This is a genomic window from Pseudomonas fluorescens, from assembly GCF_902497745.1.
Classification (GTDB): Bacteria; Pseudomonadota; Gammaproteobacteria; order Pseudomonadales; family Pseudomonadaceae; genus Aquipseudomonas; species Aquipseudomonas fluorescens_BM.
Genome location: NZ_CABVHJ010000009.1, coordinates 1 through 25,892, shown reverse-complemented (window position 1 = coordinate 25,892; position 25,892 = coordinate 1). Strand labels below are relative to the sequence as shown.

Here is a 25,892-nt window from a genome sequence, read left to right as displayed (position 1 = left end):
CCGCGCGAGGCGCATGCGCAAATCACTGGCACTGGCATATGCCTTGCACCCTCCTTGACTATCAGCGCGCAGGCCAATGACGGCAGGCGGGCAAGGACAATGGCGTCGTCCCGGGTTTTGCCTGCGCAAAGTCCGCGGCGGCGCTTTTTTTCGAGGTGGCGGTGTATGAACGAACCTTCGGTAGGACCACTGGCCTGGGTCAATGGCAGCGATGCCCCGGAAAAAAGCGCGATCAACCTCGGCTTCATGGCTCTGAGCGATTGCGCCTCGGTGGTCGTCGCGGCCACACAGGGCTTCGCTCAACCTTACGGATTGACGCTGAACCTCAAGCGCCAGAGTTCCTGGGCCAATTTGCGCGACAAACTGGTCAGCGGTGAACTGGATGCCGCCCACAGCCTGTACGGACTGATTTACGCCGTGCATTTGGGCATTGGCGGTGTTGCCCCGACCGACATGGCCGTGTTGATGGGCCTCAATCAGAACGGCCAGAGCCTTAACCTATCTCACGGCTTGCAAAACCTTGGCGTGAGCAGTCCTGAAGCGCTGGATCGGCACGTGCACCAAAGCCGCGCAAAACTCACCTTCGCCCAGACTTTTCCCACTGGCACTCACGCGATGTGGCTGTATTACTGGCTGGCGAGTCAGGGCATCCATCCGTTGCAGGATGTCGACAGTGTGGTTGTGCCGCCGCCGCAAATGGTTGCGCATCTGCAAGCCGGACGCATCGACGGCTTTTGCGTCGGCGAGCCTTGGGCCGCCAGCGCGGTGCAGCAGGACCTCGGTTTCACCCTGGCGACCAGCCAGACCATCTGGCCCGATCACCCGGAAAAAGTCCTCGGCTGCACTCGCGAATTTGTCGAGCAATACCCGAACACGGCGCGGGCGCTGGTGATGGCGATCCTTGAAGCCAGCCGCTTTATCGAAGAAAGTCCGGAAAACCGCCGCAGCACCGCGCAGTTGCTCAGCGCGCCGGAATATCTGGACGCGCCGCTTTCGTGCATCGAACCGCGTTTTCTCGGTGATTATGCCGATGGCCTCGGCAATCGCTGGCAGGATCCGCACGCGCTGCGTTTTCACGGTAAAGGCGAAGTGAATCTGCCTTATCTGTCGGACGGTATGTGGTTCATGACCCAGTTCCGCCGCTGGGGCCTGCTGCGCGAAGATCCGGATTACCTCGCCGTCGCCCGCCAGGTTCAGCAACTGGATATCTACCGCGACGCCGCGACCGCTGTCGGCGTGGCGGCGTGGGGCACCGACATGCGCAGCAGCCAGTTGCTCGACGGCAAAGTCTGGGACGGCAGCGACCCGGCCGGATACGCGCGCAGTTTCAAGCTGCATGCGTTGAACGACGACGCCCCCCTTCTCGCCCGCCGCTGACAGGAGACCGCGAACATGTTGCGCATTCTGTTGATCAATGACACCGCGAAAAAAGTCGGGCGCCTGAAGGCTGCGTTGACCGAGGCCGGTTTCGAGGTGATCGACGAGTCCGGCCTGACCATCGACCTGCCCGCGCGCGTCGAAACGGTGCGTCCGGACGTGATTCTGATCGATACCGAGTCACCGAGCCGCGATGTCATGGAACAAGTGGTACTGGTCAGCCGCGACCAGCCACGGCCAATCGTGATGTTTACTGACGAACATGATCCGGGGGTGATGCGCCAGGCGATCAAGTCCGGGGTCAGTGCCTACATCGTCGAAGGCATTCACGCCCAGCGTTTGCAGCCGATTCTCGATGTGGCGATGGCCCGATTCGAAAGTGATCAGGCGTTGCGTGCGCAGTTGCAGGCGCGTGATCTGCAATTGGCTGAGCGTAAGCGCATCGAGCTGGCCAAGGGGTTGTTGATGAAGATGAAGGACTGCAACGAGGAAGAGGCCTACACCCTCATGCGGCGCCAAGCGATGAGCCGGCAGCAGAAGCTTATTCAGGTGGCGGAGCAGATCATTGCGATGAGTGAGTTGCTTGGCTGAGGTGTTCTGACAGCTTAAGAGCCCCTCACCCTAGCCCTCTCCCGGAGGGAGAGGGGACTGATTGGGGGTTGGCGCAGTAATACGCCGACCTGAACGATTTTGAGTGAATCCATAATCGACTCGGTCGTTCAAGTCGCTGAATTCGTTGGAATACCCCGGTCAGTCCCCTCTCCGACTGGGAAAGTGAACTGATTGGGGGATGCTCGGGAAGTACGCCGCGCGGTGATTTTCTGCTGTGAATCCATAATCGCCTCGGTCTTTCAGGTCGATGTTTAACGTTAGACACCTCGGTCAGTCCCCTCTCCCTCTGGGAGAGGGCTAGGGTGAGGGGCTTTTGATCTTTCAGCTGTTGGCACAAATCTCGCTAAGTAAAACGCACAGGTAACCAACGGCGGTTGCCCCACCTACGACAAAGACGTCGCTCACCCGTTCGCCCAACCGGCGCATCAGGTAGCGGCGTTTTTGCGTTTTGGCCCCACAGCCCGGGGCCGGTGGTGCGGCCGTAGCGGCGCCCCACCTGCTGTTGCATGACTCCTTTCGAGACTCTTTTCAGCTGAGGTGCGCGATGAATTCAAGCTTCTGGAAATCCGGCCACACCCCGACACTGTTCGCGGCCTTCCTCTATTTCGACCTGAGTTTCATGGTCTGGTACCTGCTCGGCCCGCTGGCGGTGCAGATTGCCGCTGACCTGCAACTGACCACTCAACAACGCGGCCTCGTCGTCGCCACACCGATCCTTGCCGGCGCGGTGCTGCGCTTTGTGATGGGCATGCTCGCCGATCGACTGTCGCCGAAAACCGCCGGGCTGATCGGTCAGGTCATTGTGATTTGCGCGCTGTTCGGCGCCTGGAAAATCGGCATTCATAGCTACGAGCAGGCGTTGATACTCGGCCTGTTCCTCGGCATGGCCGGCGCGTCGTTCGCCGTCGCCCTGCCCCTGGCCTCGCAATGGTATCCACCGCAGCATCAGGGCAAAGCCATGGGCATTGCCGGCGCGGGCAACTCCGGCACCGTGTTCGCCGCGTTGCTGGCACCGGTGCTCGCCGCCGCGTTCGGCTGGAGCAATGTTTTCGGTTTCGCGCTGATTCCGTTGATCCTGACCCTGGTGTTGTTCGCCTGGCTGGCAAAAAATGCGCCTGAGCGGCCAAAAGCCAAAGCCATGGCTGACTACTTCAAAGCCCTCGGTGACCGTGACAGTTGGTGGTTCATGTTTTTCTACAGCGTGACCTTCGGCGGCTTCATCGGTCTGGCCAGCGCCCTGCCCGGCTACTTCAACGATCAGTACGGCTTGAGCCCGGTGACGGCCGGTTACTACACCGCAGCCTGCGTGTTTGGCGGCAGTCTGATGCGGCCACTGGGTGGCGCGCTGGCTGATCGCTTCGGTGGCATCCGTACGCTGCTGGCGATGTACACCGTCGCCGCCGTCTGCATCGCTGCTGTCGGTTTCAACCTGCCAAGTTCCTACGCGGCGCTGGCGCTTTTCGTCTGCACCATGCTCGGTTTAGGGGCAGGCAACGGCGCGGTTTTCCAATTGGTGCCGCAGCGTTTTCGTCTGGAGATCGGTGTCATGACCGGGCTGATCGGCATGGCCGGCGGCATCGGCGGTTTTGCCTTGGCCGCTGGCATGGGTGCAATCAAACAGAGCACCGGCAGCTATCAACTGGCCCTGTGGTTGTTCGCCAGTCTTGGCGTGTTGGCGTGGTTTGGTCTGCACGGCGTAAAGCGTCGTTGGAGAACCACTTGGGGCTCGGCAGCGGTGACGGCGGCGCGGGTCTGAGGCGTCAATGGCCCTGCAACTGAGCTTTGCCGAAACCAGCGCCACCGGCCCGCGCGCGGAGAATCAGGACGCTTTGCGCCTGGTCACCCCCGCGCCGGCGTTGGCGGCGAGCAAAGGTTTTCTGTTCGCCATCGCCGACGGCGTCAGCCAATGCGCCGATGGCGGACTGGCTGCGCGTTCGACCTTGCAAGCGCTGGCGCTCGACTATTACGCCACGCCGGAAACCTGGAGCGTGGCGCAGGCGCTGGATCGTCTGTTGCTCGCGCAAAACCGCTGGCTGCAGGCCAATGGCGGTGGGCAACCGCTGCTCACCACGGTCAGCGCCTTGGTCATGCGCGGTCGGCGCTTCACCCTCGCCCACGTCGGCGATTGCCGGGTGTATCGCTGGCACGGCGATAATTTGCAGCGCATTTCTGAAGATCATGTCTGGGATCAGCCGGGTATGCAGCATGTGCTCAAACGCGCGCTGGGGCTGGATCAGCATCTGGTGCTGGACTTCCTTGATGGTGAACTGCACGACGGCGAGTGCTTTGTTTTGCTCAGCGACGGAGTCTGGTCAACACTGGGCGATACCGCGATTGCCGCGATTCTGCGTGATCAGCCGGATCTGCACAGTGCCGCGCAAACGCTGGTCAATGCCGCGCATCTGGCGGGGAGTCAGGACAATGCCAGTGCATTGCTGGTACGGGTTGATGCTTTGGGTGAGGCAAATATCGGCGATGCACTGATTCATTTGCAGCAATGGCCACTGCCGCCACCGTTGAAACCCGGGCAGCACTTTGAAGGCTGGCAGGTACAAGGGATTGTTGCTCAGAGTCAGCAATCGCTGCTCTATCGAGTGCAGGATGGGCAAGGTCAGAGGTGGTTGCTGAAAACCCTGCCCACGCGCTCCGCTGATGATTCCTGCGCCGGGCAAGCGTTGCTGTCCGAAGAATGGTTTCTGAAACGTGTGGCCGGGCGGCATTTTCCTGAAGTCCATGCGTGTAATCAGCGTCAGCATTTGTACTACGTGATGCGCGAATATTCCGGAACGACGCTGGCGCAGATTTTTCAACAAAATGGGCCTTTACCCTTGGTGCAATGGCAGGACATCGCGGAGCGTCTACTACGCGCGGTCGGACTGCTGCATCGACGGCAGATTCTGCACCGGGACATCAAACCGGAAAATCTGCATTGGAGTGATGACGGTGAACTGCGGCTGCTGGATTTTGGCCTGGCGTATTGTCCTGGCTTGTCCGAAGACGCGCCGTCGACGCTACCCGGGACACCCAGTTACATCGCCCCGGAAGCATTTCGCGGTGATCCGCCAAGTGTGCCGCAGGATTTGTATGCGGCCGGCGTGACCCTGTATTTCCTGCTCACCGGGCATTTTCCCTATGGCGAGATCGAAGCATTTCAGCGGCCGCGCTTTGGTGTGGCGGTGAGTGCCAGTCGCTATCGGCCTGATTTGCCGGAGTGGCTCGCACATAGCCTCGAGCGTGGAGTGGCGGCTGATCCGCTGATGCGCTTTGAAACGGCTGAAGAATGGTTGCTGGTGCTGGAACAGGGTGAGCGGCGGAGTTTGAGCGTGCGGCCTCGGCCGTTACTGGAGCGTGAGCCGCTGAAGGTCTGGCGGACGATGGCGATCGTGGCTTTATTGGGGAATCTGGTGCTGCTGGTTTTGTTGTTTCATGGCTGACACCGCGTCGCGCCATTCGCGAGCAGGCTCGCTCCCACAAGGGATTCGTGTCGTTCGCAAATCCCCTGTGGGAGCGAGCTTGCTCGCGAAGGCGCCCACCCAATCACTACAAATTCAACTGCCTGAATGCCCCACGAACGAGCAACCCGCTTCGAATCAGTGCAAAAAATCCACCCTCAAAATCTGTCCCCCCCAATAAACCCGCCACCGTCCCCACTTGGCACAACCACTGCATTACCCAACTCAACACACACATAAAGCCCAACCTTCAACGACGAAGGCTGCGCTTCCCGAGAGAACGGGACCAGGACAAAGGCGTCCTCGCTAGGCAACTAGCGGGACGCCTTTTTTTGTTTGCGCAAAATTTGTCGAGCAAGGCCTGACTGCCCACAAGAGGCCAGCCGCAGCTCCCGGAGAACCTGATGAAAAAACTCAAACTAGTGATGATCGGCAATGGCATGGCCGGAGTCCGCACCCTCGAAGAATTGCTCAAGCTGAGCAACGAGCTGTACGACATCACGGTCTTCGGCGCCGAACCGCACACCAACTACAACCGCATCCTGTTGTCGCCGGTGCTGGCCGGTGAGCAGACCTTCGAGGAGATCGTGCTCAACGACCTCGACTGGTACCTGGAAAACCACATCAAGCTGTTGCTCAACCGCAAAGTGGTGGAGATCGACCGGGTCAAACGCCGGGTGATCGCCGAGGACGGCACCGAAGCCGAATACGATCGCCTGCTGATCGCCACCGGTTCGACGCCATTCATTCTGCCGATCCCCGGCAACACCTTGCACGGGGTGATCGGTTACCGCGACATCGCCGACACCCAAGCCATGATCGACACCGCCAAAACCCACAAACACGCCGTCGTCATCGGCGGTGGCCTGCTCGGTCTCGAAGCCGCCAACGGCCTGATGCTGCGCGGCATGCACGTCACCGTGGTGCATATCGGCGAATGGCTGCTGGAACGGCAACTGGACAAAACCAGCGGCCAACTCCTGCAAACTGCCCTCGAATCCCGAGGCTTGCATTTCCGTCTGTGCGAACAGACCCAGGCCCTGCACGACGCCGGTAATGGCCGGGTCGGCTCGGTGCAATTCAGGAACGGCGACATCATTCCCGCTGATCTGGTGGTGATGGCGGCCGGCATTCGCCCCAACACCGAACTCGCGGAAAAGGCCGGCATCCCGTGCAATCGCGGCATCCTGGTCAACGACACCCTGCAAACCTACGATCCGCGCATCTACGCCATCGGCGAATGCGCCAGCCATCGCGGGATTGCCTACGGTCTCGTCGCGCCGCTGTTCGAACAGGCGAAGGTCTGCGCCAACCACCTCGCACAATTGGGTTTCGCCCGTTATCAGGGTTCGGTGACGTCGACCAAATTGAAAGTCACCGGCATCGACCTGTTTTCCGCTGGCGACTTCATGGGCGGCGAAGGCACCGAGACCATCACCCTCTCCGACCCGATCGGCGGCGTGTACAAAAAACTGGTGATCAAGGATGACGTGCTGGTCGGCGCCTGTCTGTACGGCGATACGGCAGATGGCGGTTGGTATTTCCGCCAGATTCGTGAGAATCACGCCATCGGCGAGATCCGCGATCACCTCATGTTCGGAGAAAACGCTCTCGGAGACGTAGGACATCAGGGCCAGGACAAAGCCATGGTCATGGCCGACACCGCTGAAGTCTGCGGCTGCAACGGTGTGTGCAAAGGCACTATCGTCAAAGCCATTCAGGAACACGGCCTGTTCAGCGTCGACGAGGTGAAGAAACACACCAAGGCTGCCAGCTCCTGCGGCTCGTGCGCCGGGCTGGTCGAACAGATCCTGATCAACACCGTGGGTGGCGCAGCGGACGTCAAACCGAAAAGCGAAAAAGCCATCTGCGGTTGCAGCGATCTCAACCACGGGCAGATTCGTCAGGCCATCCGCGAGCAACATCTGCTGACCATCGCCGGCACCATGAGCTACCTCAACTGGCGCACGCCGAACGGCTGCGCAACGTGCCGCCCTGCCCTCAACTATTACCTGATTTCCACCTGGCCTGGCGAAGCCAAGGACGACCCGCAATCGCGCCTGATCAACGAGCGTGCGCACGCCAACATCCAGAAGGACGGTACCTATTCGGTGGTACCACGCATGTGGGGCGGCGTGACCAACCCTTCGGAACTGCGGCGAATTGCCGATGTGGCTGACAAGTATCAGGTGCCGATGGTCAAGGTCACCGGCGGCCAGCGTATCGATTTGCTCGGCATAAAGAAGCAGGATCTGCCCGGCGTCTGGAAGGATCTCGACATGCCCTCCGGCCACGCCTACGGCAAATCCATCCGCACGGTAAAAACCTGCGTCGGCAGCGAGTTCTGCCGCTTCGGCACGCAGAACTCGACACAACTGGGCATCGAACTCGAGCACGACCTGTTCAACATGTGGTCGCCGCACAAAGTGAAACTGGCTGTCTCCGGATGCCCACGCAACTGCTCGGAAGCGGGGATCAAAGACGTAGGAATCATCGGTGTCGACTCCGGTTGGGAGATGTACATCGGCGGCAACGGCGGGATCAAAACCGAAGTCGCCGAGTTCTTCGTCAAGCTGAAAACCGCCGAAGAAGTGCGCGAATACAACGGCGCGTTCCTGCAGCTGTATCGCGAAGAAGCCTTCTACCTCGAACGCACCGTGCATTACCTGCAACGGGTCGGTATGGAGCACATCAAGAAAGCCGTGCTGGAGGACCCGGAGCGCCGCAAAGCGCTGAACGAGCGCCTGCAATTCTCCCTGTCATTCGAACAAGACCCTTGGAAAGAACGCCTGGCGCAGCCGCAACTGAAGAAAGAATTCGACGTAATCCCCGTGAAAAACCTGGAGGTGCCGGCATGAACTGGCTCGATATCTGTGCCCTCGACGAGATCAATGCCCTTGGTTCGCGAATCATTGCCGGGCCGAAAGGTGACATCGCGATTTTTCGTACAAGCGACGACGAAGTTTTCGCCCTCGACGACCGCTGCCCACACAAGGGTGGGCCGTTATCGCAAGGGTTGATCTACGGCAAACGCGTGGCCTGCCCGCTGCATAACTGGCAGATCGACCTCGAATCCGGCGAAGCGCAGGCGCCGGACATCGGTTGCGCGCACCATCACCCGGCGCGGGTCGAAAACGGTCGTGTGCAACTGGCCCTGCGGGATGCCGTCTGATGAACCGCCAGACGACCGCCTCGACCTGCTGTTATTGCGGGGTCGGCTGCGGCGTGCTGATCGAGCATGACGGCGAGCGCATCCTCGGCGTCAGCGGCGATCCGGCGCACCCGGCTAACTTCGGCAAACTGTGCAGCAAAGGCTCGACCCTGCACCTGACCGGCGACCTCGCGGCCCGCGCGCTGTACCCGGAACTGCGTCTGGGCAAAGGCCTGGCCCGCAGCCGCACGGACTGGGACACCGCACTGGAACACGCCGCCAACGTGTTCGCCGAGACCATTGCCGAGCACGGCCCGGACAGCGTGGCGTTCTATATCTCCGGGCAGTTGCTGACCGAGGATTATTACGCCTTCAACAAGCTGGCACGGGCACTGGTCGGTACCAACAACATCGACAGCAACTCACGGCTGTGCATGTCCTCGGCAGTAGTCGGCTACAAGCGCAGCCTCGGCGCTGACGCCCCGCCGTGCAGCTATGAGGACCTGGAACTCAGCGATTGCGTGATGATCGTCGGCAGTAACATGGCCTACGCCCATCCAGTACTTTTCCGGCGGCTGGAGGAAGCAAAATCCCGCCGCCCACAGATGAAAGTTATCGTCATTGATCCTCGGCGCACCGACACCTGCGACCTCGCTGATCTGCACCTGGCGATTTTGCCCGGCACCGATGTCGCTTTGTTTCATGGGATTTTGCATCTGTTGTTGTGGGAAGACTGGATCGACCGCGATTTCGTCAAAACGCACACCGATGGCCTCGCCGAACTGAAAAGTCTGGTGCGCGATTACACCCCGCAGATGGTTTCGCAGTTATGCGGCATCAGTGTTGAGCAATTGCAGCAGTGCGCCGAATGGGTGGGCACTTCGCCAAGTTTTTTGTCGCTGTGGTGCATGGGGCTGAACCAGTCCACGGCTGGCAGTGCGAAGAACAGCGCGCTGATCAATCTGCATTTGGCCACCGGACAAATCGGTCGTCCGGGTGCAGGACCTTTCTCCCTTACCGGTCAGCCAAATGCCATGGGCGGACGCGAAACCGGCAGTCTGTCCAATTTACTGCCGGGGCATCGCGATGCGGCCAACCCGGAACACCGCGCTGAAGTGGCGACTTATTGGGGCGTTGATCGGTTGCCGGAAAACACCGGCCTCAGCGCCATCGAACTGTTCGAGCAGGTGCATAGCGGCAAGATCAAAGCGTTGTGGATTGCCTGCACCAACCCTGCGCAATCGATGCCGGATCAGAGTGCGGTGCGCGCGGCGCTGGAAGCATGCCCGTTTGTGGTTCTGCAAGAAGCCTTTCGAACCACCGAAACCGCAGCATTCGCCGATCTCCTGCTACCCGCCGCCAGTTGGGGCGAGAAAGAAGGTTCAGTCACCAACTCCGAGCGACGCATTTCCCACGTGCGCAAAGCCATTCTCCCACCGGGCGAGGCACGACCGGACTGGGCGATCACGGTAGATTTCGCACAACGTCTGGAGAAACGTCTGCGCCCCGCCGAGCCAAGCCAGTTTACGTTCAACCAACCTGCGCAGTTGTTCGATGAATTCAAAGGGCTAACGCATGGCCGCGATCTGGATATGTCCGGGATCAGTCACGCGCTGATCGACGAGATCGGACCGCAGCAATGGCCCTTCCCTGTCGGCGCGCGGCAAGGAACACCAAGACTGTACGAAGACGGAATTTTCCCAACCGCCAACGGACGCGCGCAATTCATTGCCGAGCCGTATCGCGCCGCCAAAGAACAGCGTGATGCACGCTTTCCGCTGACATTGATCACTGGCCGCCTGCGCGATCAATGGCACGGTATGAGCCGCACCGGCACGGCGGCGCAACTGTTCGGGCATGTCAGCGAAGCGGTGTTGAGCCTGCATCCGGACGAAATGCGCCGGCATCGCTTGCAACCGGGCGATCTGGTCAATCTGAAGAGTCGTCGCGGCGCGGTAATTATTGCGGTCGGCAGTGATGACAGCGTCCGTCCAGGACAAGCGTTTCTACCGATGCACTGGGGCGACCGCTTTCTCAAGGGCGGTGTGAACAGCCTGACCCTGCCGGCCTTCGATCCGCTGTCGAAACAACCGGAACTGAAACACAGCGGTGTGCGCCTGGAGCCGGTCAATCTGCCGTGGCAGCTTTTCGCACTCATTGAGGGTGATGTTCAACGGCATTTCGAGACGCTACGACCGCTTTGCGAGGCATTTTCCTACGTGAGTCTCAGCCTTGTCGGACGTGAACGATCGGCATTGCTGATACGCGCTGCCAACAGCGAGGCACCGGATGCGCAATTGCTCGGTGAAATCGATCATTGCTTGTCGCTGATCGACGGCCCGGTTTTGGCCTACGACGATCCGCGCCGGGCCATTGGCAAGCGCGTGCGCATTGAAAATGGCCGCATCACCGCCATCCGCCTGGCCGGTGAAACCCTTGCCCAGCATTGGCTACAGGGGTTGTGGCTGGAAGGTCGTGCGGACGAACAACTGCGGCGCTGGTTGCTGGCACCGATGAGTGCGCCGCCGGGCAGTGCCGGGGCGCAAATTGCTGCGGATAAAACCCTGTGCAACTGCAAGAACGTCAGCCTCAACGCGATCTGCGCCGGCATTCGCCAGGGTCTGGATCTGCAAGGTTTGAAAAACAATTTGGGCTGCGGCACGCAATGCGGCTCCTGTGTCCCGGAAATAAAACGCTTGCTGGCTGCCGATGTGCAGCCGGTCGCCGTTATCTGATGAGGAAAACACCATGAACGCAAAAGTCTGGCTGGTGGGTGCAGGTCCTGGTGATCCCGAATTGCTGACCCTAAAAGCGGTACGCGCCTTGCGCGAGGCCGATGTGGTGCTGATCGATGATCTGGTCAACGACGCGGTGCTGGAACACTGTCCTGGCGCCCGTATCATTGCGGTGGGTAAACGCGGTGGTTGCCGGTCGACACCGCAGGCGTTCATTCATCGTTTGATGCTGCGCTACGCGCGTCACGGCAAGTGTGTGGTGCGGCTCAAGGGTGGCGACCCATGCATTTTCGGCCGTGGCGGTGAAGAGGCGCAGTGGTTGCGTGAACGTGGCGTTGAAGTGGAGTTGGTCAATGGCATTACTGCCGGACTGGCCGGGGCGACGCAGTGCGATATTCCGCTGACGTTGCGGGGTGTGGCGCGTGGGGTGACGCTGGTGACGGCACACACCCAGGACGACAGCCAGTTGAACTGGCAGGCGCTGGCACAGGGCGGCACAACACTGGTGGTTTATATGGGCGTGGCCAAGCTGGGCGAGATTCGCGATCAGTTGCTGGCGGGCGGGATGGCGGCGGATACGCCGGTGGCGATGATCGAGAATGCGTCGTTGCCAGAGCAGCGCGAATGCCGGAGTGATCTGGCAAGCATGAGTGATGATGCGTATGCGTTTGGATTGAAAAGTCCGGCGATCCTGGTGATTGGGGCTGTGGCTGCCATTGCCGAAGATCAAAGGATCGCGGCCTTCGGCAGCTCCTACAATGAGCATGTGCGCGCCCTGTAACGCCAAATCGCAGACAAAGAAAAGCCCGGCCTAAGCCGGGCTTTTCTCAGAGCGGCAGCTAATTACTTAGCTTGAGCTTCAACCTGCGCTTCTACGCGACGGTTTACAGCGCGGCCAGCGTCAGTTTTGTTGTCAGCAACTGGGCGGGATTCGCCGTAGCCAACAGACTGAACGCGGGACGATTCAACACCGTACTGGTTGGTCAGAACTTGCTTAACGGCGTTTGCACGACGCTCGGACAGTTTCTGGTTGTAAGCGTCAGGACCGACGGAGTCAGTGTGACCTTCAACAGTAGTGGTGGTGGATGGGTACTGCTTCATGAAGTCAGCCAGGTTCTTGATGTCGCCGTAGCTGTTTGGCTTCACAACCGACTTGTCGAAGTCGAACTTGACGTCCAGCTCAACACGAACAACTTCAGCAACTGCTGGGCAGCCGTCAGCGTCAACAGTTACGTTGGCTGGGGTGTCCGGGCACTTGTCAACGTTGTCGCAAACGCCATCGTTGTCGCTGTCGGAGCAGACTTCAGCTGGTGCTGGAACTGGAGCAGCAGCAGGCTTGGAGCCGCCACCGAAGTTCACACCGATACCAACGCTAGGAGCCCACTCGGTGTCGCCCTGGTCGATGTTGTACTGAGCTTCAACGCCGGCACGGGCGTAGAAGTTCTCGGTGAAGTACAGCTTGGCACCGCCGCCAACGTTGGCGAAGGTGGAACGGTTACGACCGTTCGAACCGTTCTGGTCGATGCTCTGGTCAGAGAAACCGGCCGAAACGTATGGACGAATCATGTCGCCTGGGTTGTTGAAGTGGTACAGAGCGTCCAGAGCGGTGTTAGCGCCTTTAACGTTCTTGCCATCGTCGGCACGTACGTTGTGCACTTCGTCGTAGCCCAGACGCAGTTCAACGTCGTCGGTCAGGAAGTAACCGATCGAGCCGCCGAACAGGTTGCCGTTGTTCTTGAAGTTACGAGCGCTGTCGAATTGTTCTTTCTTTGCGAAGCCTTCGATTTCAACTGCGCCTTGGCCTTGTGCCAGAGCGCCGAACGAAGTGGCGGCAATCAGAGAACCAATGGCCAAGCCCAAGGTGTTTTTCAGTTTCATCCGTTAAATCCCCATCTGGTGATTGTGAAGCAGTCCCGCAAACCGGGGGACAACTCGGCGGCAAGTCTATCAGAACTTGCCTACACGTAAGAGATATTTGCGCTGAACTAAGTTTCAGCAATGCCTGCAAATTTCTCACGCAATTTATCTAGAGCACGTTTGTAACGCATTTTTGTCGCACTCAAACCCATGTGCATGATGTCTGCGATCTCCTGAAATTCCAGCTCTGCGACAAATCGTAGCACCAGAATTTCACGGTCAATCGGGTTCACATACACCAGCCAGCGATCAAGCCCGCCCTTCTCCTCGGGTTTCGGCGCCTTTTCTTCAGACGCTTCCTCGAGGGGGTCAAGACTCAATGCGTCCATCAAGCGACGCTTTCGCCGTTCCTTCCGATACTGCGTAATACATTCGTTGTACGTGATGCTGTAGAGCCACGTTTTGAACTTCGATTTCCCCTCGAAGTTCTTCAGGCCATACAGCACCTTCAACATGACTTCCTGACAGACATCGTCTGCGTCGCGATCGTTCCCAAGATATCTCGCACAAACGTTAAATAATGTTCGCTGGTAACGCCGCATCAGTTCTTCATAGGCGCGCGTTACGTGAAACAGCTCGGTATGCGAGCGCGCGACCAACTCCTCATCAGAGAGCTCGCGGGGGTCGTAGCGCGTGGATAGCGTTTGGGCTTTATTCAAAACAAGTCGTGCCGACAGTCAGGTCAATGTCCACCGCGACCAGCATCAGCTGGCATTTCGCGGCGGCATACATTAGCAGGGTTTGCCGGATTAGCGGCTACTCACATGCTGTTCCAGCAGGATCCGATTGGAAAGAGAGACTAGCTCACCCTCATCGGTCAGCAATGTGGTTTTAACCGTGCCGATCTCCTCGATCTGCCCTTCGACCTCGCCAACACGCACTTGTTGCCCAACCTGATACAACTCACGCACATAGATTCCCGCAAGAATCTGACCGGCAATTTCCCGGCTTCCCAAACCCATGGCCAGCGCAACGGCCAGACCAACGGTAATCAAAACGATGACAATCACATGGTTCAGCAGGTCGGTCTTGACCTCAAGCTGACTGATCGCGACCGAGATGCTGATGATGATCACCAGCCCCTGAGCAATCCGCCCAAGCCCCGAAGCGTAGTCCAGGCCCACACCTTCTGCCGCCCCGCGTACCAGCCCGTTGGCCAGTTGCGCGAGCAATACACCCACCAGCAACACCAGCGCCGCGCCGAATACTTTCGGCAAATAGAGCGCCAACATATCCAGCGTAGCTGAAACTCGCTCAAGGCCAAGGGATTCTGCTGCAGAAACCAGGAATATCAGCAGAACGAACCAGTAAACGATTTTGCCGATAAGGGTCGAGATCGGCACTTGCAGCCCGGCCCGCGACATTAATTTGGTCAGGCCGGTGCCACCCATCAGGCGGTCAAGGCCGAGTTTGGCAAGCAGCTTGGACAGCAAGGTATCGAGCAGCTTGGCTACGACGAAACCCAACAGCAGCACGACGAGTGCGCCGAACAGGTTCGGAATGAAGTTGGCTACTTTGGTCCACAACGCAGTCATTGCAGTGACGAGGCTCTGAGTCCAGAGGTCGAGTTCCATATTCAATCAGCCTTATCAGCAGTGCGAGCGGTAGGTTTACGAAGACGGGAAACCGGCGAGACATGGGCCGAGCCGTTATTCAGGGCGATCATCAGCGCGGGCAGCCAGCGGCCCAGCAGGCTGAACAGATCACCGGCGCCAACCTGGCGGTTGGCGGTTTTGAGTACGCGGCCCAGACAGGCATCGTCGTCGCGGCTGGACGGCGAAGCGTTGAGCATGTCGCGCAAAGACTGTTCAAACGGATCGTGCATACGCACCTCTCGTGATGTCTGTGAAAGACGCGGGCAAATTTGGTCGGGTCACATGCGCCATTTTCAGACCCAGCGCAAACGACGGAATAACCACCACTGACCGAAGGCCAGCGCGAGCACCGTCAAGCAGGCGATCAGGAAGCCATAAGGGCTGATGGAGAATGGAATTCCGCCGACGTTGATTCCCAGCAGACCGGTGATGAAACTCATCGGCAAAAAGATGCAGGTGATGATCCCGAAGCGGTACATCGTGCGATTCATGCGCTCGCTCAAACGCCGGTCTTCCGCCTCCAGCACAAGCCCCACGCGCTCCCGGGTCAATTCGAGCTCTTCGAGATAGCGGGTCAGGCTGTTGTTCAATTCGTTCCAGTAATCGGCATCGTCATCGACAAACCAAGGCAGTTTTATCCGCGTCAGTTGTCCGAAAATATCCCGCTGCGGCGCAAGAAAACGTTTCAACCCGGCGGCCCTGCGGCGGATGTGCAAAATGGCGCCATGCTCGGGGGTATACCGTTCGTCGGCATCCATCTTTTCTTCTTCCTCATCGGCAATTTCCGAGAGGCAAGTGACCAGATCCTGCACTTTGTTAGTGAGAAACTGAGCCAGATAAAGGATAAGTTCAGAGGCCGTTTTCGGGCCTTTGCCGTCCGCCAATTGCAACAACAGCTCATCAGTGGCACGCAAAGGACGCAAACGCAGCGAAATTACTCGCTGGGCGGAGGCGAAAATCCGCACCGAGACCATGTCTTCCGGCTCGGCGCCCGGGTTGAGATTGACCCCGCGCAAGAACAACAGCAATTCGGAATCGGGCAACGGCAACAGGCGCGGTCGAGTGTTCTCTTCCAGCAGCAAGTCGCAGGTGAATTCATTGAGGCCGCTGGATTTGCGCAGCCAGGTCTGGGTCTGCGGATGGCTGCGATCCCAATGCAGCCACAGGCTTTCATGGGCCTGCAGCTGCAAATCGTCGAGCTCAGTCCGGGCTATCGAACGCGCACCGCCTTTACCGTCCAGCACCAGGGCATGCACCAGCCCCCATTGCGCGTTTTCTTCCTCGAACATCCGCATCCCTTTGTCGAAAATCTTATTCAGGCATTTTCAGCGGGCTCGGCGAGACGATCACGCCGTTGTTGTCCGCATAAATGTACTGGCCCGGGTGGAACGTCACACCGGCGAAGGTCACCGGGACGTTGAGGTCGCCGAGGCCGCGTTTTTCGGTTTTCATCGGGTGGCTGGCCAATGCCTGCACGCCCAGGTCGGTCTGCGCGATGACATCGACGTCACGGATGCAACCGTAGATCACCAGCCCTTCCCAACCATTTTTGGCAGCCTTCTCGGCAATCATGTCGCCGAGCAATGCACGGCGCAGCGAACCGCCACCGTCAACCACCATTACTTTGCCATTGCCCTTGAGTTCGGCTTGTTCCTTGACCAGCGAGTTGTCTTCGAAGCATTTGATGGTCACGATTTCGCCGCCGAATGAATCACGGCCGCCGAAATTGCTGAACATCGGTTCCAGCACCTGCACCAGCTCCGGATAGGCGTCGCACAGGTCAGGCGTAAGGTAATGGTTCATCGAAAAACTCCTGTAAAAAGCAAGACGATCAAGGATGCCGCGTTCTGAAGAGACGAGTGCCGGTGGTCGCTGTTTACCTTAGCTCATTGAATGTTCGCTGAATGAACCTGAACAAACGCTGAAACGTAATCGCTAAACTGCCACCGAATATGACCAGAACCGCACAATTCGTCATATCTTAGCCGCAAGCCGACCTGAACGAAATGCCCTTTACTCAGCCCCGTCTCAGACCGCAGCAGCCAGATCAGGCTTCTCGCCCAGTAACGGCGTGTGCTGATCGTTCAACCAGCGCGCCACCAATGGCCATACCTCAGTCTGCGCCGCTTTGCTCACCAACATTTCGACATGGCCGAAATTATCGTTGAAGCCCTGCTCGCGGCCCAGGTTGATGAACTGCTTGTGCTCCGAGCCGATCTGCTCGAACAACTTGCGGCAGGCCCACGCCGGATCCTGATGATCCCCCGCCGCCGTCACTGCCAGCACCGGCACCTTGACGTCGGCCAGACCCGCCCACCAATCCTTGTCCTTGTCACCAAAACGGCCGAACAAGCCGTACCAGCGCATGCTTTCCAGCGCCAGCCCGATCGGCTCATCTTCCGGGCCACGCTTGAGGCGCGAACCCGACAGTTGCGCAAAACGCTTGAGAATAAAGCGCCCGCTCCACTCCACCGGCGGAATTTTCAGCGGCCAGTAAGTGCGGCTGACTTGTGTGCCGAAAAACGCAGCCGAAGCCACGGCGGGTTCGCCAAGGTACTCACCACCGAGCGCGGCGGCCAAGGTGATGCCGCCCAGCGAATGGCCGATCCAGTGCGGAATCTGCCCGCTCTGCTCTCGCACGAACGCGGCAATCGCCGGCAGATCGTAACGGGCATAGTCGGCGACCCGGTTGCGCCGGTATTCCTCATTGCGCTGCGACAAACCGTGGCCGCGCATCTCGGGGATCCACACGTCAAAACCCAGACGCGTCAGATACGCGCCCAGGCCCAGACCTTTCGGTGAAAACCAGAAGCGTCGATTGGAAAAACTGCCGTGCAGCAGAATCACCGGCACACCGCGAGGCGCCGAGTCATCGGCCATGCCCAAACGGGTCACAGCGATTTCCACAGACCAGTCGGGGCTGTTGCCGGGTTTCAGGCGATACACGTCTTCGCTCAGATCACCACGCCGTTCGGCGCTGATCAGGGCGACAGGAAACAGGTTGCTGCTGCTTTGCATAATGCTCTTGCACAAAAAAGGGCGGCATCTACAGGAGCCCGCCCTAATTGAATCTCAAAGCCCTGCCCTTGTGAGAGCGAGCCTGCTCGCGAAAGCGGTGTATCAGCCAACATCCATGGCGGATGTTGCTCCGTCTTCGCGAGCAGGCTCGCTCCCACAGGGAACGGGCCGTTCACATACTTATCAGGCCGGCGCTTGGCCTTCCGCCAGGAAGAACCAGGTTTCCAGCACGGTGTCCGGGTTCAGCGACACGCTTTCGATGCCCTGCTCCATCAGCCACTTGGCCAGATCCGGGTGGTCCGAAGGACCCTGACCGCAGATACCGATGTACTTGCCGGCCTTATTGCACGCGGCAATCGCGTTGGCCAGAAGCTTCTTGACCGCCGGATTACGCTCGTCAAACAGGTGCGCGATGATACCGGAATCGCGGTCCAGACCCAGGGTCAGCTGCGTCAGGTCGTTGGAGCCGATCGAGAAGCCGTCGAAGAATTCGAGGAATTCTTCAGCAAGGATCGCGTTGGATGGCAGCTCGCACATCATGATCACGCGCAGACCGTTCTCGCCGCGCTTCAAGCCGTTTTCGGCGAGCAGATCCACCACTTGGCTGGCTTCGCCGAGGGTACGGACGAACGGCACCATGATTTCGACGTTGGTCAGGCCCATCTCGTTGCGCACACGTTTCAGCGCGCGGCATTCGAGTTCGAAGCAGTCACGGAACGATTCGCTGATGTAACGCGAAGCGCCACGGAAGCCCAGCATCGGGTTTTCTTCTTCCGGCTCGTAGAGCTTGCCGCCGATCAGGTTGGCGTATTCGTTGGACTTGAAGTCCGACAGGCGCACGATGACTTTTTTCGGCGTGAACGCTGCAGCCAGGGTGCTGATGCCTTCCACCAGTTTGTCGACGTAGAAGTCGACCGGGTCGTTGTAACCGGCGATACGCTTGTCGACGCTGTCCTTGATTTCCTGTGGCAGACCGTCGTAGTTCAACAGCGCTTTCGGGTGGACACCGATCATGCGGTTGATGATGAATTCCAGACGGGCCAAGCCGACACCGGCGTTCGGCAGCTGCGCGAAGTCGAAGGCACGGTCCGGGTTGCCGACGTTCATCATGATCTTGAACGGCAGCTCCGGCATGGCGTCGACGGAGTTCTTCTTGATGTCGAAACCCAGCTCGCCTTCGAAGATGTAACCGGTGTCGCCCTCGGCGCAAGACACGGTCACGCCCTGGCCATCCTTCAGCAGTTGGGTGGCATTGCCGCAACCGACGACTGCCGGGATACCCAGCTCGCGAGCGATAATCGCTGCGTGGCAAGTACGGCCGCCACGGTTGGTGACGATGGCGCTGGCGCGCTTCATCACCGGTTCCCAGTCCGGGTCGGTCATGTCGGAAACCAGCACGTCGCCCGGCTGGACTTTGTCCATCTCGGACACATCTTTGATGATGCGCACTTTACCGGCGCCGATGCGCTGGCCGATCGCACGACCTTCCACCAGCACGGTGCCGGTTTCTTTCAGCAGGTAACGTTCCATGACGTTGGCCTGGGTGCGGCTTTTCACGGTTTCCGGACGCGCCTGCACGATGTACAGCTGGCCGTCGTCACCGTCCTTGGCCCACTCGATGTCCATCGGGCAGCCGTAGTGCTTTTCGATGATCATTGCTTGCTTGGCCAGCTCGCTGACTTCAGCGTCGGACAGACAGAAACGCGCGCGATCAGCCTTGTCGACATCGACGGTCTTGACCGAACGACCCGCCTTGGCCTCGTCGCCGTAGATCATCTTGATTGCTTTGCTGCCGAGGTTGCGACGCAGGATCGCCGGACGACCGGCCTCCAGCGTGCCCTTGTGCACATAGAACTCATCCGGGTTGACCGCGCCTTGTACGACGGTTTCGCCCAGGCCGTAAGCGCCGGTGATGAACACCACGTCACGGAAACCGGATTCGGTATCGAGGGTGAACATCACGCCGGCAGTGCCGGTTTCCGAACGCACCATACGCTGCACGCCAGCCGACAGGGCGACCAGTTTGTGGTCGAAGCCCTGGTGCACGCGGTAGGAAATCGCACGGTCGTTGAACAGCGAAGCGAACACCTCTTTGGCGGCGCGGATAACGTTTTCCACACCACGGATGTTCAGGAAGGTTTCCTGCTGACCGGCGAACGAGGCGTCCGGCAAGTCTTCGGCGGTGGCGGAAGAACGCACGGCCACGGCCACATCAGGATTGCCGGCCGACAGCGCGGCGAACGCGGTGCGGATCTCGGCATTCAGTTTTTCGGGGAATTCGGCTTCCATGATCCATTGACGGATCTGGGCGCCGGTCTTGGCCAGGGCGTTGACGTCATCGACGTCGAGCGCATCGAGGGCCGCGTGGATCTGGTCGTTGAGGCCGCTCAGTTCGAGGAAATCACGATAAGCCTGAGCCGTCGTGGCGAAGCCGCCGGGGACCGAAACACCGGCGCCTGCCAGGTTACTGATCATCTCGCCCAGGGATGCGTTCTTGCCCCCCACATGCTCAACATCGTGTTTGCCGAGCTTATCGAGGGAAACTACGTACTCTACCAAGGTGATCTCTCCACTAACTGTGTTGGAAAAGCTCAGAAACCGGCGGCCCGGGGGAGCCTTGGCCGGTTGTATGGCCTGGACCTGGAAAATAAGTGAGAATGCTGGCCATTGGCGGCCGGCAAATCGCGCCTATCATATCCAAGATTGATGACTAGCTTAAGGCCCAAGGTGCAAATGAAACGATCTGCTTTCTTCATCTCCGATGGCACCGGCATCACTGCCGAAACCCTGGGTCAAAGCCTCCTGGCGCAGTTCGAAAACATTACCTTCAGCAAATTCACGCGACCGTACATCGACAGCGTGGATAAAGCGCGGGCCATGGTACAACAAATCAACAAAGCCGCTGAAACCGACGGCTTCCGCCCGATCATCTTCGATACCATCGTCAATCAGGACATCCGTGAGATTCTCGCAACGTCCAATGGTTTCATGATCGACATTTTCTCGACCTTCCTCGCCCCGCTGGAGCAGGAACTGACCGAGCATTCTTCCTACACCGTCGGCAAGTCCCATTCGATCGGGCACAACTCCAATTACATGGAGCGCATCGAGGCGGTGAACTTCGCCCTCGACAACGACGACGGTGCGCGCACGCACTATTACGACAAAGCCGATTTGATACTAGTGGGCGTGTCGCGATGCGGCAAAACGCCGACGTGTCTGTACATGGCCATGCAGTTCGGCATCCGCGCGGCCAACTATCCGCTGACCGAAGACGACATGGAGCGCCTGACCCTGCCGACGGCCCTGCGCGCCCACCAGCACAAGCTGTTCGGCCTGACCATCGACCCGGACCGCCTCACCGCGATCCGCAACGAGCGCAAGCCCAACAGCCGTTATTCGAGCTACGCCCAGTGCGAATTCGAGGTGCGTGAGGTGGAGAATCTGTTCCGCCGCGAGAACATCCCGAACATCAACTCCACGCATTTTTCGGTGGAAGAGATTTCGGCGAAGATTCTGGTGGAGAAAGGTGTGGAGCGGCGGTTCAAGTAGATTTGTGGTGTCTGGGCTGACGCTTTCGCGAGCAGGCTCGCTCCCACAGTTTGATCGCGTTTATCCCGTTGAAATGCGGTCGAATGTGGGAGCGAGCCTGTTCGCGAAGAACGATTAAACGGTGTCTGTTAATGCCTTGGCCAGAGCTTCAAAACCTGCAAGCAACAACCGATCATCCCCCACCGCATTACACACACTCACCCGAATAAACTGCGGCACCGCTGCATGCCCCACCGCAAAAGCCTCAGCGGTGGCTACCAGATAGTTGTTCTCCTTCAACTCCGCCGCAATCTGCGACGCCCGCCACAACTCAGGCACCTCCACCCAGAAATGCGGACTGTAAGGGTGAGTCTTGTAATTCAAACCCTGCAGAACAGGCGCCACCAACGCTTTGCGCCGAGCGATCTCGCTGATCTGTTCGTCCAGCAAACGCTCGGCCATGCCGCTTTCGATCCACAGGCTCGCCACTTCCATCGATAACGGATTGGCCATCCAGCAGGTGGCGCGGATAGCGGCACTCAAACGTCCGATCAACGCTTGCGGCGCGTGCAGATAACCAACGCGCAAACCCGCTGAAACAGCCTTGCTCAAACTGCCAATCAGCACCGAACGCTCCGGCGCGAAATAGCTGAGCGGCAACGGGCGTTGGCGATCCAGCACAGCGTGGGCTTCATCTTCGATGATCAACAGATTGTGCTGGCGACAGAGCTCGGCGAGCGCCTCGCGCCGTGGGATCGACATCACAGCGGCTGTAGGATTCTGGATCGTTGGGGTGCAATACAGCGCTGAAACACGATGCTGACGGCAAATGTCCTCCAGCGCCGACGGTAAAAGCCCTTCGTCGTCCATCGCCGCGCCAAGGAGTTTTATCCCGAGCTGGCGTGCGACGCCGATCAATCCCGGGTAGGACAGATGCTCGGTCACAACGGTGTCGCCGGCCTTGAGCAAGCCCATCAATGCGCACAACAGACCATGCTGGCCACCGTTGACGCACAACACCTGATCGACGTGCGGGACAAACGCCCCGTGCTGCAGCCAGACCGCACCCGCCAAGCGGTGCCGTGCCAGCCCACCTTCAGCGGTGTACCCGGTCAATTGCTGCAACACCCGCGGATCGCTGGCCAGCTCCTGCAGGCTCTGGCTCATGAACGCCGCTTCCTGCGCTGGAATCGGTTGATTGCGGCTCATGTCGAAACAGGCCGAAGGCTCATCACTGACATTGCGAAAGCCTTTGTCCTGCGGCCGCTCCATCCCGCGCTGACGCACATAGGTGCCATCTCCTACGCGAGCCACCACCAATCCGACACGCTCAAGTTCACCGTAGGCCCGGCTGATGGTGCCGATGGTCACGCCCAGGCTGTCGGCCAGCAAACGGTGCGGCGGCAACTTGCATCCCGCATCGATCACACCTTCGTCGATGGCCTGTGCGACCGCATCGGCCAAGCGTTTGTACTTCACGCCGACGCCATTGGCGAGGCCGTCGCGGAGGATTGACACCATGGCAATACTTACTTTGACAGTCATTGTCACCCCGAATAGCGTGCTTAAAACAGGTTCAATCAGAAATAGACCGTTTACGTGATCAGGTCAATTCCACCGCTCGGAGCACGCCACATGTCGACCGCCGTCAGCACACCGATGAATATCAGCAAACCCTGGCTCGCCGGATTGCTCACCAGCACGCTGTTTTTGATCGTCTGCCTGAGTTGGGGCACGACGTGGCTGGGGATCAAGATTGCGGTGGAAAGCGTGCCACCGCTGACGGCCGCCGGATTGCGTTTTCTGATTGCTTTTCCGCTGTTCCTGAGCTTCGCGCTGCTGCGCAAGGAACCGCTGTTTTTTCCAAAGCAGAGTCGCCGGTTCTTTGTGTTCGTCACGCTGTCGTATTTCAGCCTGCCCTACTACCTGCTCAACTACGGCGAGATGCACGTATCGTCCGGCCTGACAGCGCTGCTATTCAGCTGCATGCCGGTGTTTATCCTGCTGTTCTCGGCGCTGTTTCTGCGCGAGAAAATCTACCCGTCGCAAATGCTCGGCATCGCGATTGGTTTTGGCAGTCTGTTCATGATTATTCGCAGTCAGGGTCTGCATTTGGATCAGGCCGAATGGCTGGGCGTGCTGGCGATTCTCTGCGCGGCGGTGATGCATGCGCTGTGTTACGTGGTGACGAAAAAACACGGCAGCGCGATCAGTGTGATCACCTACAACACGCTGCCGATCGGCATTGCCGGGGCGATGTTATTTATTGTCGGATTTAGCGTTGAAACGCCGGTATTCAGAGACGTCAGCGCCCGCTCGTGGGGCGCCCTGCTGTATCTCGGATTGGTGGCATCGGTGGGTGGATTCATCGTTTACTTTTTACTGCTTAAACGCTTGAGCCCGATCATCCTGTCGTTCGTGTTTATCATTTTCCCGGTGTTCGCCGTGATCATTGGCGCCTGGTACGAGGGGCAAACCCTGTCCCGGGAGCTGATGATCTATTCGGCGATTTTGTTGAGCGGTTTTGCGATCACCAAATTGCCCATCGAAAAATGGCGTACGCGGCCAGTGTAGGAGCTGCCGAAGGCTGCGATCTTTTGATCTTGTTTTTTACAATCAAAGTCAAAAGATCGCAGCCTGCGGCAGCTCCTACAGGTTTTTCGTCAGATCACAAGTAGGTCGACGAAACGGTTCACCGGGGTGGCTTCAAGCAGCGTCTGATCCTTGCACAACGCGAAGATCTCACCACTACGCTGACCGGTGAAACGCGTCGCCAGATTGGCCTTGAACTTGTCCTCCAGCAATGGAATACCCTCGGCACGACGCCGGCGATGACCGATCGGGTATTCCACCACAACGTTTTCAGTGCTGCTGCCATCCTTGAAAAACACCTGCACGGCGTTGGCAATCGAGCGCTTGTCGGGCTCCAGATATTCGCGAGTGAAACGCGGCTCTTCGACGATGACCATTTTCTCGCGCAGCACATCAATGACCGGATGCGCCTTGTGAAAATCATCCTCGTATTGCTCGGCAACCAGATTGCCGAACGCCAGCGGCACGGCGGTCATGTACTGGATGCAGTGGTCGCGGTCAGCGGCGTTGGCCAGCGGTCCAACCTTGGAAATGATGCGGATCGCCGATTCGTGAGTGGTGATGACGATCTTGTCGATCTCATGCAGACGATTGCGCACCTGCGGGTGCAAGGTCACCGCTGCTTCGCAGGCGGTTTGCGCGTGGAACTCGGCGGGGAAGCTGATTTTGAACAGCACGTTTTCCATCACGTAACTGCCGAACGGCCGCGAAAAACTGAAAGCTCGTTTATCTTCCGGTTTCAGCGCCAGATCGCTATTGGTGTGGCTGAACAGCACGTCATAAAAGCCCCACTGTTTGGCAGTCAGCACTCCGGGAATGCCCATCTCGCCGCGCAGGGCAATGTCGGCCAGACGCACACCACGACTCGTCGCATCCCCCGCTGCCCAGGACTTTCTAGAGCCGGCATTCGGCGCATGACGATAAGTGCGCAGGGCCTGACCATCGGCAAACGCGTGAGACAACGCCGACAAAAGTTGCTCGCGATTGGCGCTCATGAGTTTGGCGGTGACGGCGGTTGAGGCGACTTTCACCAGAATGACGTGATCGAGTCCTACCCGGTTGAAGGAGTTTTCCAGAGCGATCACGCCTTGAATCTCGTGGGCCATGATCATCGCTTCCAGCACATCGCGAATCGTCAGCGGCGACTCACCGTTGGCCAGACGTTTTTGCGAGAGATGATCGGCCACCGCGAGAATGCCGCCGAGGTTGTCGGATGGATGGCCCCACTCGGCGGCGAGCCAGGTGTCGTTGTAGTCGAGCCAGCGGACGATGCAGCCGATGTCCCACGCGGCTTTGACCGGGTCGAGGCGATAGGAAGTGCCGGGGACGCGCGCGCCGAACGGGACGACGGTGCCTTCGACAATCGGACCGAGATGTTTGGTGCACTCGGGGAAACGCAACGCGAGCAGGCCGCAACCCAGCGTGTCCATCAGGCAGTTGCGGGCGGTGTCGAGGGCTTCGGCGGAGGTGACTTTGAAGGTGAGGACGTAATCGGCAATGTCCTGCAGAACACGGTCGTAGTCAGGGCGGTTGTTCAGGTCGACGTTGGCGCTCATTGCGGTTCTCCTGTGCGGGAATGATGAGTGGGTGCGGTCTTCCTCAGGGCTTGGCGGGTTTGGTCTGGGTGATAGCAGGTCTGGGGTGCCTGCTCTTTTTGTGTTTCTTCAGTCGGAGGCCCCTCACCCTAGCCCTCTCCCGAGGGAGAGGGAACCGATTGGGGGATGCTGTGGAGGTTCACCGACGTGAACGATCTCCATTGAATCCATAATCGATCTGGTCAATGCACAACTTCAAACACCTCGATCAGCCCTTGAATCCATAATCGCCTCAATCTTTCAGATCGATGTACCACCCCAGACCCTCGGTCGGCCCCTGAATCCAAAATCGACTCGATCTTTCAGGTCGATGTACA

The 25,892-nt window shown here is 59.0% G+C and carries 20 protein-coding genes; 10 read left to right on the top strand and 10 right to left on the bottom strand.

From position 1 onward, the window contains the following. The first annotated feature begins 165 nt into the window (after positions 1-165). The 8 genes from F8N44_RS15610 to cobA all read left to right on the top strand — a co-directional run bounded on the left by F8N44_RS15610 (position 166) and on the right by cobA (position 12,108). A complete protein-coding gene (locus F8N44_RS15610) occupies positions 166-1,377 on the top strand; it encodes a CmpA/NrtA family ABC transporter substrate-binding protein (RefSeq protein WP_150650925.1) in 1,212 nt (403 codons plus the stop codon). 15 nt (positions 1,378-1,392) lie between these two features. Continuing rightward, the gene (locus F8N44_RS15605; RefSeq protein ID WP_038365449.1) at positions 1,393-1,968 is read left to right on the top strand and encodes an ANTAR domain-containing response regulator; all 576 of its coding nucleotides are present in this window, start codon (positions 1,393-1,395) and stop codon (positions 1,966-1,968) included. 565 nt (positions 1,969-2,533) lie between these two features. Then, complete coding sequence (locus F8N44_RS15595) at positions 2,534-3,745, top strand: nitrate/nitrite transporter (RefSeq protein ID WP_038365451.1); 1,212 nt, start codon at positions 2,534-2,536, stop codon at positions 3,743-3,745. A 7-nt stretch (positions 3,746-3,752) separates the two neighbouring features. Then, the gene (locus tag F8N44_RS15590; RefSeq protein ID WP_150650924.1) at positions 3,753-5,423 is read left to right on the top strand and encodes a bifunctional protein-serine/threonine kinase/phosphatase; all 1,671 of its coding nucleotides are present in this window, start codon (positions 3,753-3,755) and stop codon (positions 5,421-5,423) included. 422 nt (positions 5,424-5,845) lie between these two features. Continuing rightward, positions 5,846-8,299 carry a nitrite reductase large subunit NirB gene (gene nirB / locus F8N44_RS15585; RefSeq protein ID WP_150650923.1) on the top strand — a complete coding sequence of 818 codons (2,454 nt, stop codon included), beginning with the start codon at positions 5,846-5,848 and terminating at the stop codon, positions 8,297-8,299. Then, positions 8,296-8,613, top strand: a complete 318-nt coding sequence (nirD, locus tag F8N44_RS15580; protein WP_034152866.1) for a nitrite reductase small subunit NirD — start codon at positions 8,296-8,298, stop codon at positions 8,611-8,613. Before nirB ends, nirD begins: the two co-directional genes overlap by 4 nt. After that, entirely contained in the window at positions 8,613-11,327 is a 2,715-nt protein-coding gene (locus tag F8N44_RS15575) for a nitrate reductase (RefSeq protein WP_150650922.1), read from the top strand. Before nirD ends, F8N44_RS15575 begins: the two co-directional genes overlap by 1 nt. Before the next feature lie 13 nt (positions 11,328-11,340). After that, on the top strand, positions 11,341-12,108 hold the full coding sequence (gene cobA, locus F8N44_RS15570; protein WP_150650921.1) for a uroporphyrinogen-III C-methyltransferase: 768 nt from the start codon (positions 11,341-11,343) through the stop codon (positions 12,106-12,108). 62 nt (positions 12,109-12,170) lie between these two features. Here the strand turns inward: cobA and F8N44_RS15565 are convergent, their stop codons facing one another. The 8 genes from F8N44_RS15565 to ppsA all read right to left on the bottom strand — a co-directional run bounded on the left by F8N44_RS15565 (position 12,171) and on the right by ppsA (position 20,416). Continuing rightward, the gene (locus F8N44_RS15565) at positions 12,171-13,205 is read right to left on the bottom strand and encodes an OmpA family protein (protein WP_016773833.1); all 1,035 of its coding nucleotides are present in this window, start codon (positions 13,203-13,205) and stop codon (positions 12,171-12,173) included. A gap of 107 nt (positions 13,206-13,312) precedes the next feature. After that, on the bottom strand, positions 13,313-13,903 hold the full coding sequence (gene sigX / locus F8N44_RS15560; protein WP_011333251.1) for an RNA polymerase sigma factor SigX: 591 nt from the start codon (positions 13,901-13,903) through the stop codon (positions 13,313-13,315). 90 nt (positions 13,904-13,993) lie between these two features. Then, positions 13,994-14,818, bottom strand: a complete 825-nt coding sequence (locus F8N44_RS15555) for a mechanosensitive ion channel family protein (RefSeq protein WP_007916401.1) — start codon at positions 14,816-14,818, stop codon at positions 13,994-13,996. Positions 14,819-14,820: 2 nt separating this feature from the next. Next, the gene (locus F8N44_RS15550; RefSeq protein ID WP_008076827.1) at positions 14,821-15,069 is read right to left on the bottom strand and encodes a hypothetical protein; all 249 of its coding nucleotides are present in this window, start codon (positions 15,067-15,069) and stop codon (positions 14,821-14,823) included. A gap of 63 nt (positions 15,070-15,132) precedes the next feature. After that, positions 15,133-16,128 (bottom strand): zinc transporter ZntB, encoded by a 996-nt coding sequence (locus tag F8N44_RS15545; protein ID WP_150650920.1) that lies wholly within the window; start codon positions 16,126-16,128, stop codon positions 15,133-15,135. A 22-nt stretch (positions 16,129-16,150) separates the two neighbouring features. After that, the gene (gene rraA, locus F8N44_RS15540) at positions 16,151-16,642 is read right to left on the bottom strand and encodes a ribonuclease E activity regulator RraA (RefSeq protein WP_150650919.1); all 492 of its coding nucleotides are present in this window, start codon (positions 16,640-16,642) and stop codon (positions 16,151-16,153) included. Positions 16,643-16,867: 225 nt separating this feature from the next. Beyond that, positions 16,868-17,857 carry an alpha/beta fold hydrolase gene (locus F8N44_RS15535; protein ID WP_150650918.1) on the bottom strand — a complete coding sequence of 330 codons (990 nt, stop codon included), beginning with the start codon at positions 17,855-17,857 and terminating at the stop codon, positions 16,868-16,870. A 183-nt stretch (positions 17,858-18,040) separates the two neighbouring features. After that, positions 18,041-20,416, bottom strand: a complete 2,376-nt coding sequence (gene ppsA / locus F8N44_RS15525; RefSeq protein WP_150650917.1) for a phosphoenolpyruvate synthase — start codon at positions 20,414-20,416, stop codon at positions 18,041-18,043. A gap of 174 nt (positions 20,417-20,590) precedes the next feature. Here ppsA and F8N44_RS15520 point away from each other — a divergent pair, with 174 nt between their 5' ends. Then, the gene (locus tag F8N44_RS15520; RefSeq protein ID WP_007916411.1) at positions 20,591-21,409 is read left to right on the top strand and encodes a pyruvate, water dikinase regulatory protein; all 819 of its coding nucleotides are present in this window, start codon (positions 20,591-20,593) and stop codon (positions 21,407-21,409) included. A 114-nt stretch (positions 21,410-21,523) separates the two neighbouring features. On the opposite strand, the gene F8N44_RS15515 is transcribed toward F8N44_RS15520, so the two are convergent. Next, entirely contained in the window at positions 21,524-22,933 is a 1,410-nt protein-coding gene (locus tag F8N44_RS15515; protein ID WP_150650916.1) for a PLP-dependent aminotransferase family protein, read from the bottom strand. Between the two features lie 114 nt (positions 22,934-23,047). Between F8N44_RS15515 and F8N44_RS15510 the strand changes: the two genes are divergently transcribed. Next, positions 23,048-23,962 (top strand): DMT family transporter, encoded by a 915-nt coding sequence (locus F8N44_RS15510; protein WP_191630900.1) that lies wholly within the window; start codon positions 23,048-23,050, stop codon positions 23,960-23,962. An 89-nt stretch (positions 23,963-24,051) separates the two neighbouring features. Here the strand turns inward: F8N44_RS15510 and prpD are convergent, their stop codons facing one another. Then, a complete protein-coding gene (prpD, locus tag F8N44_RS15500; protein WP_150650914.1) occupies positions 24,052-25,536 on the bottom strand; it encodes a 2-methylcitrate dehydratase in 1,485 nt (494 codons plus the stop codon). Between the last annotated feature and the right edge of the window lie 356 nt (positions 25,537-25,892).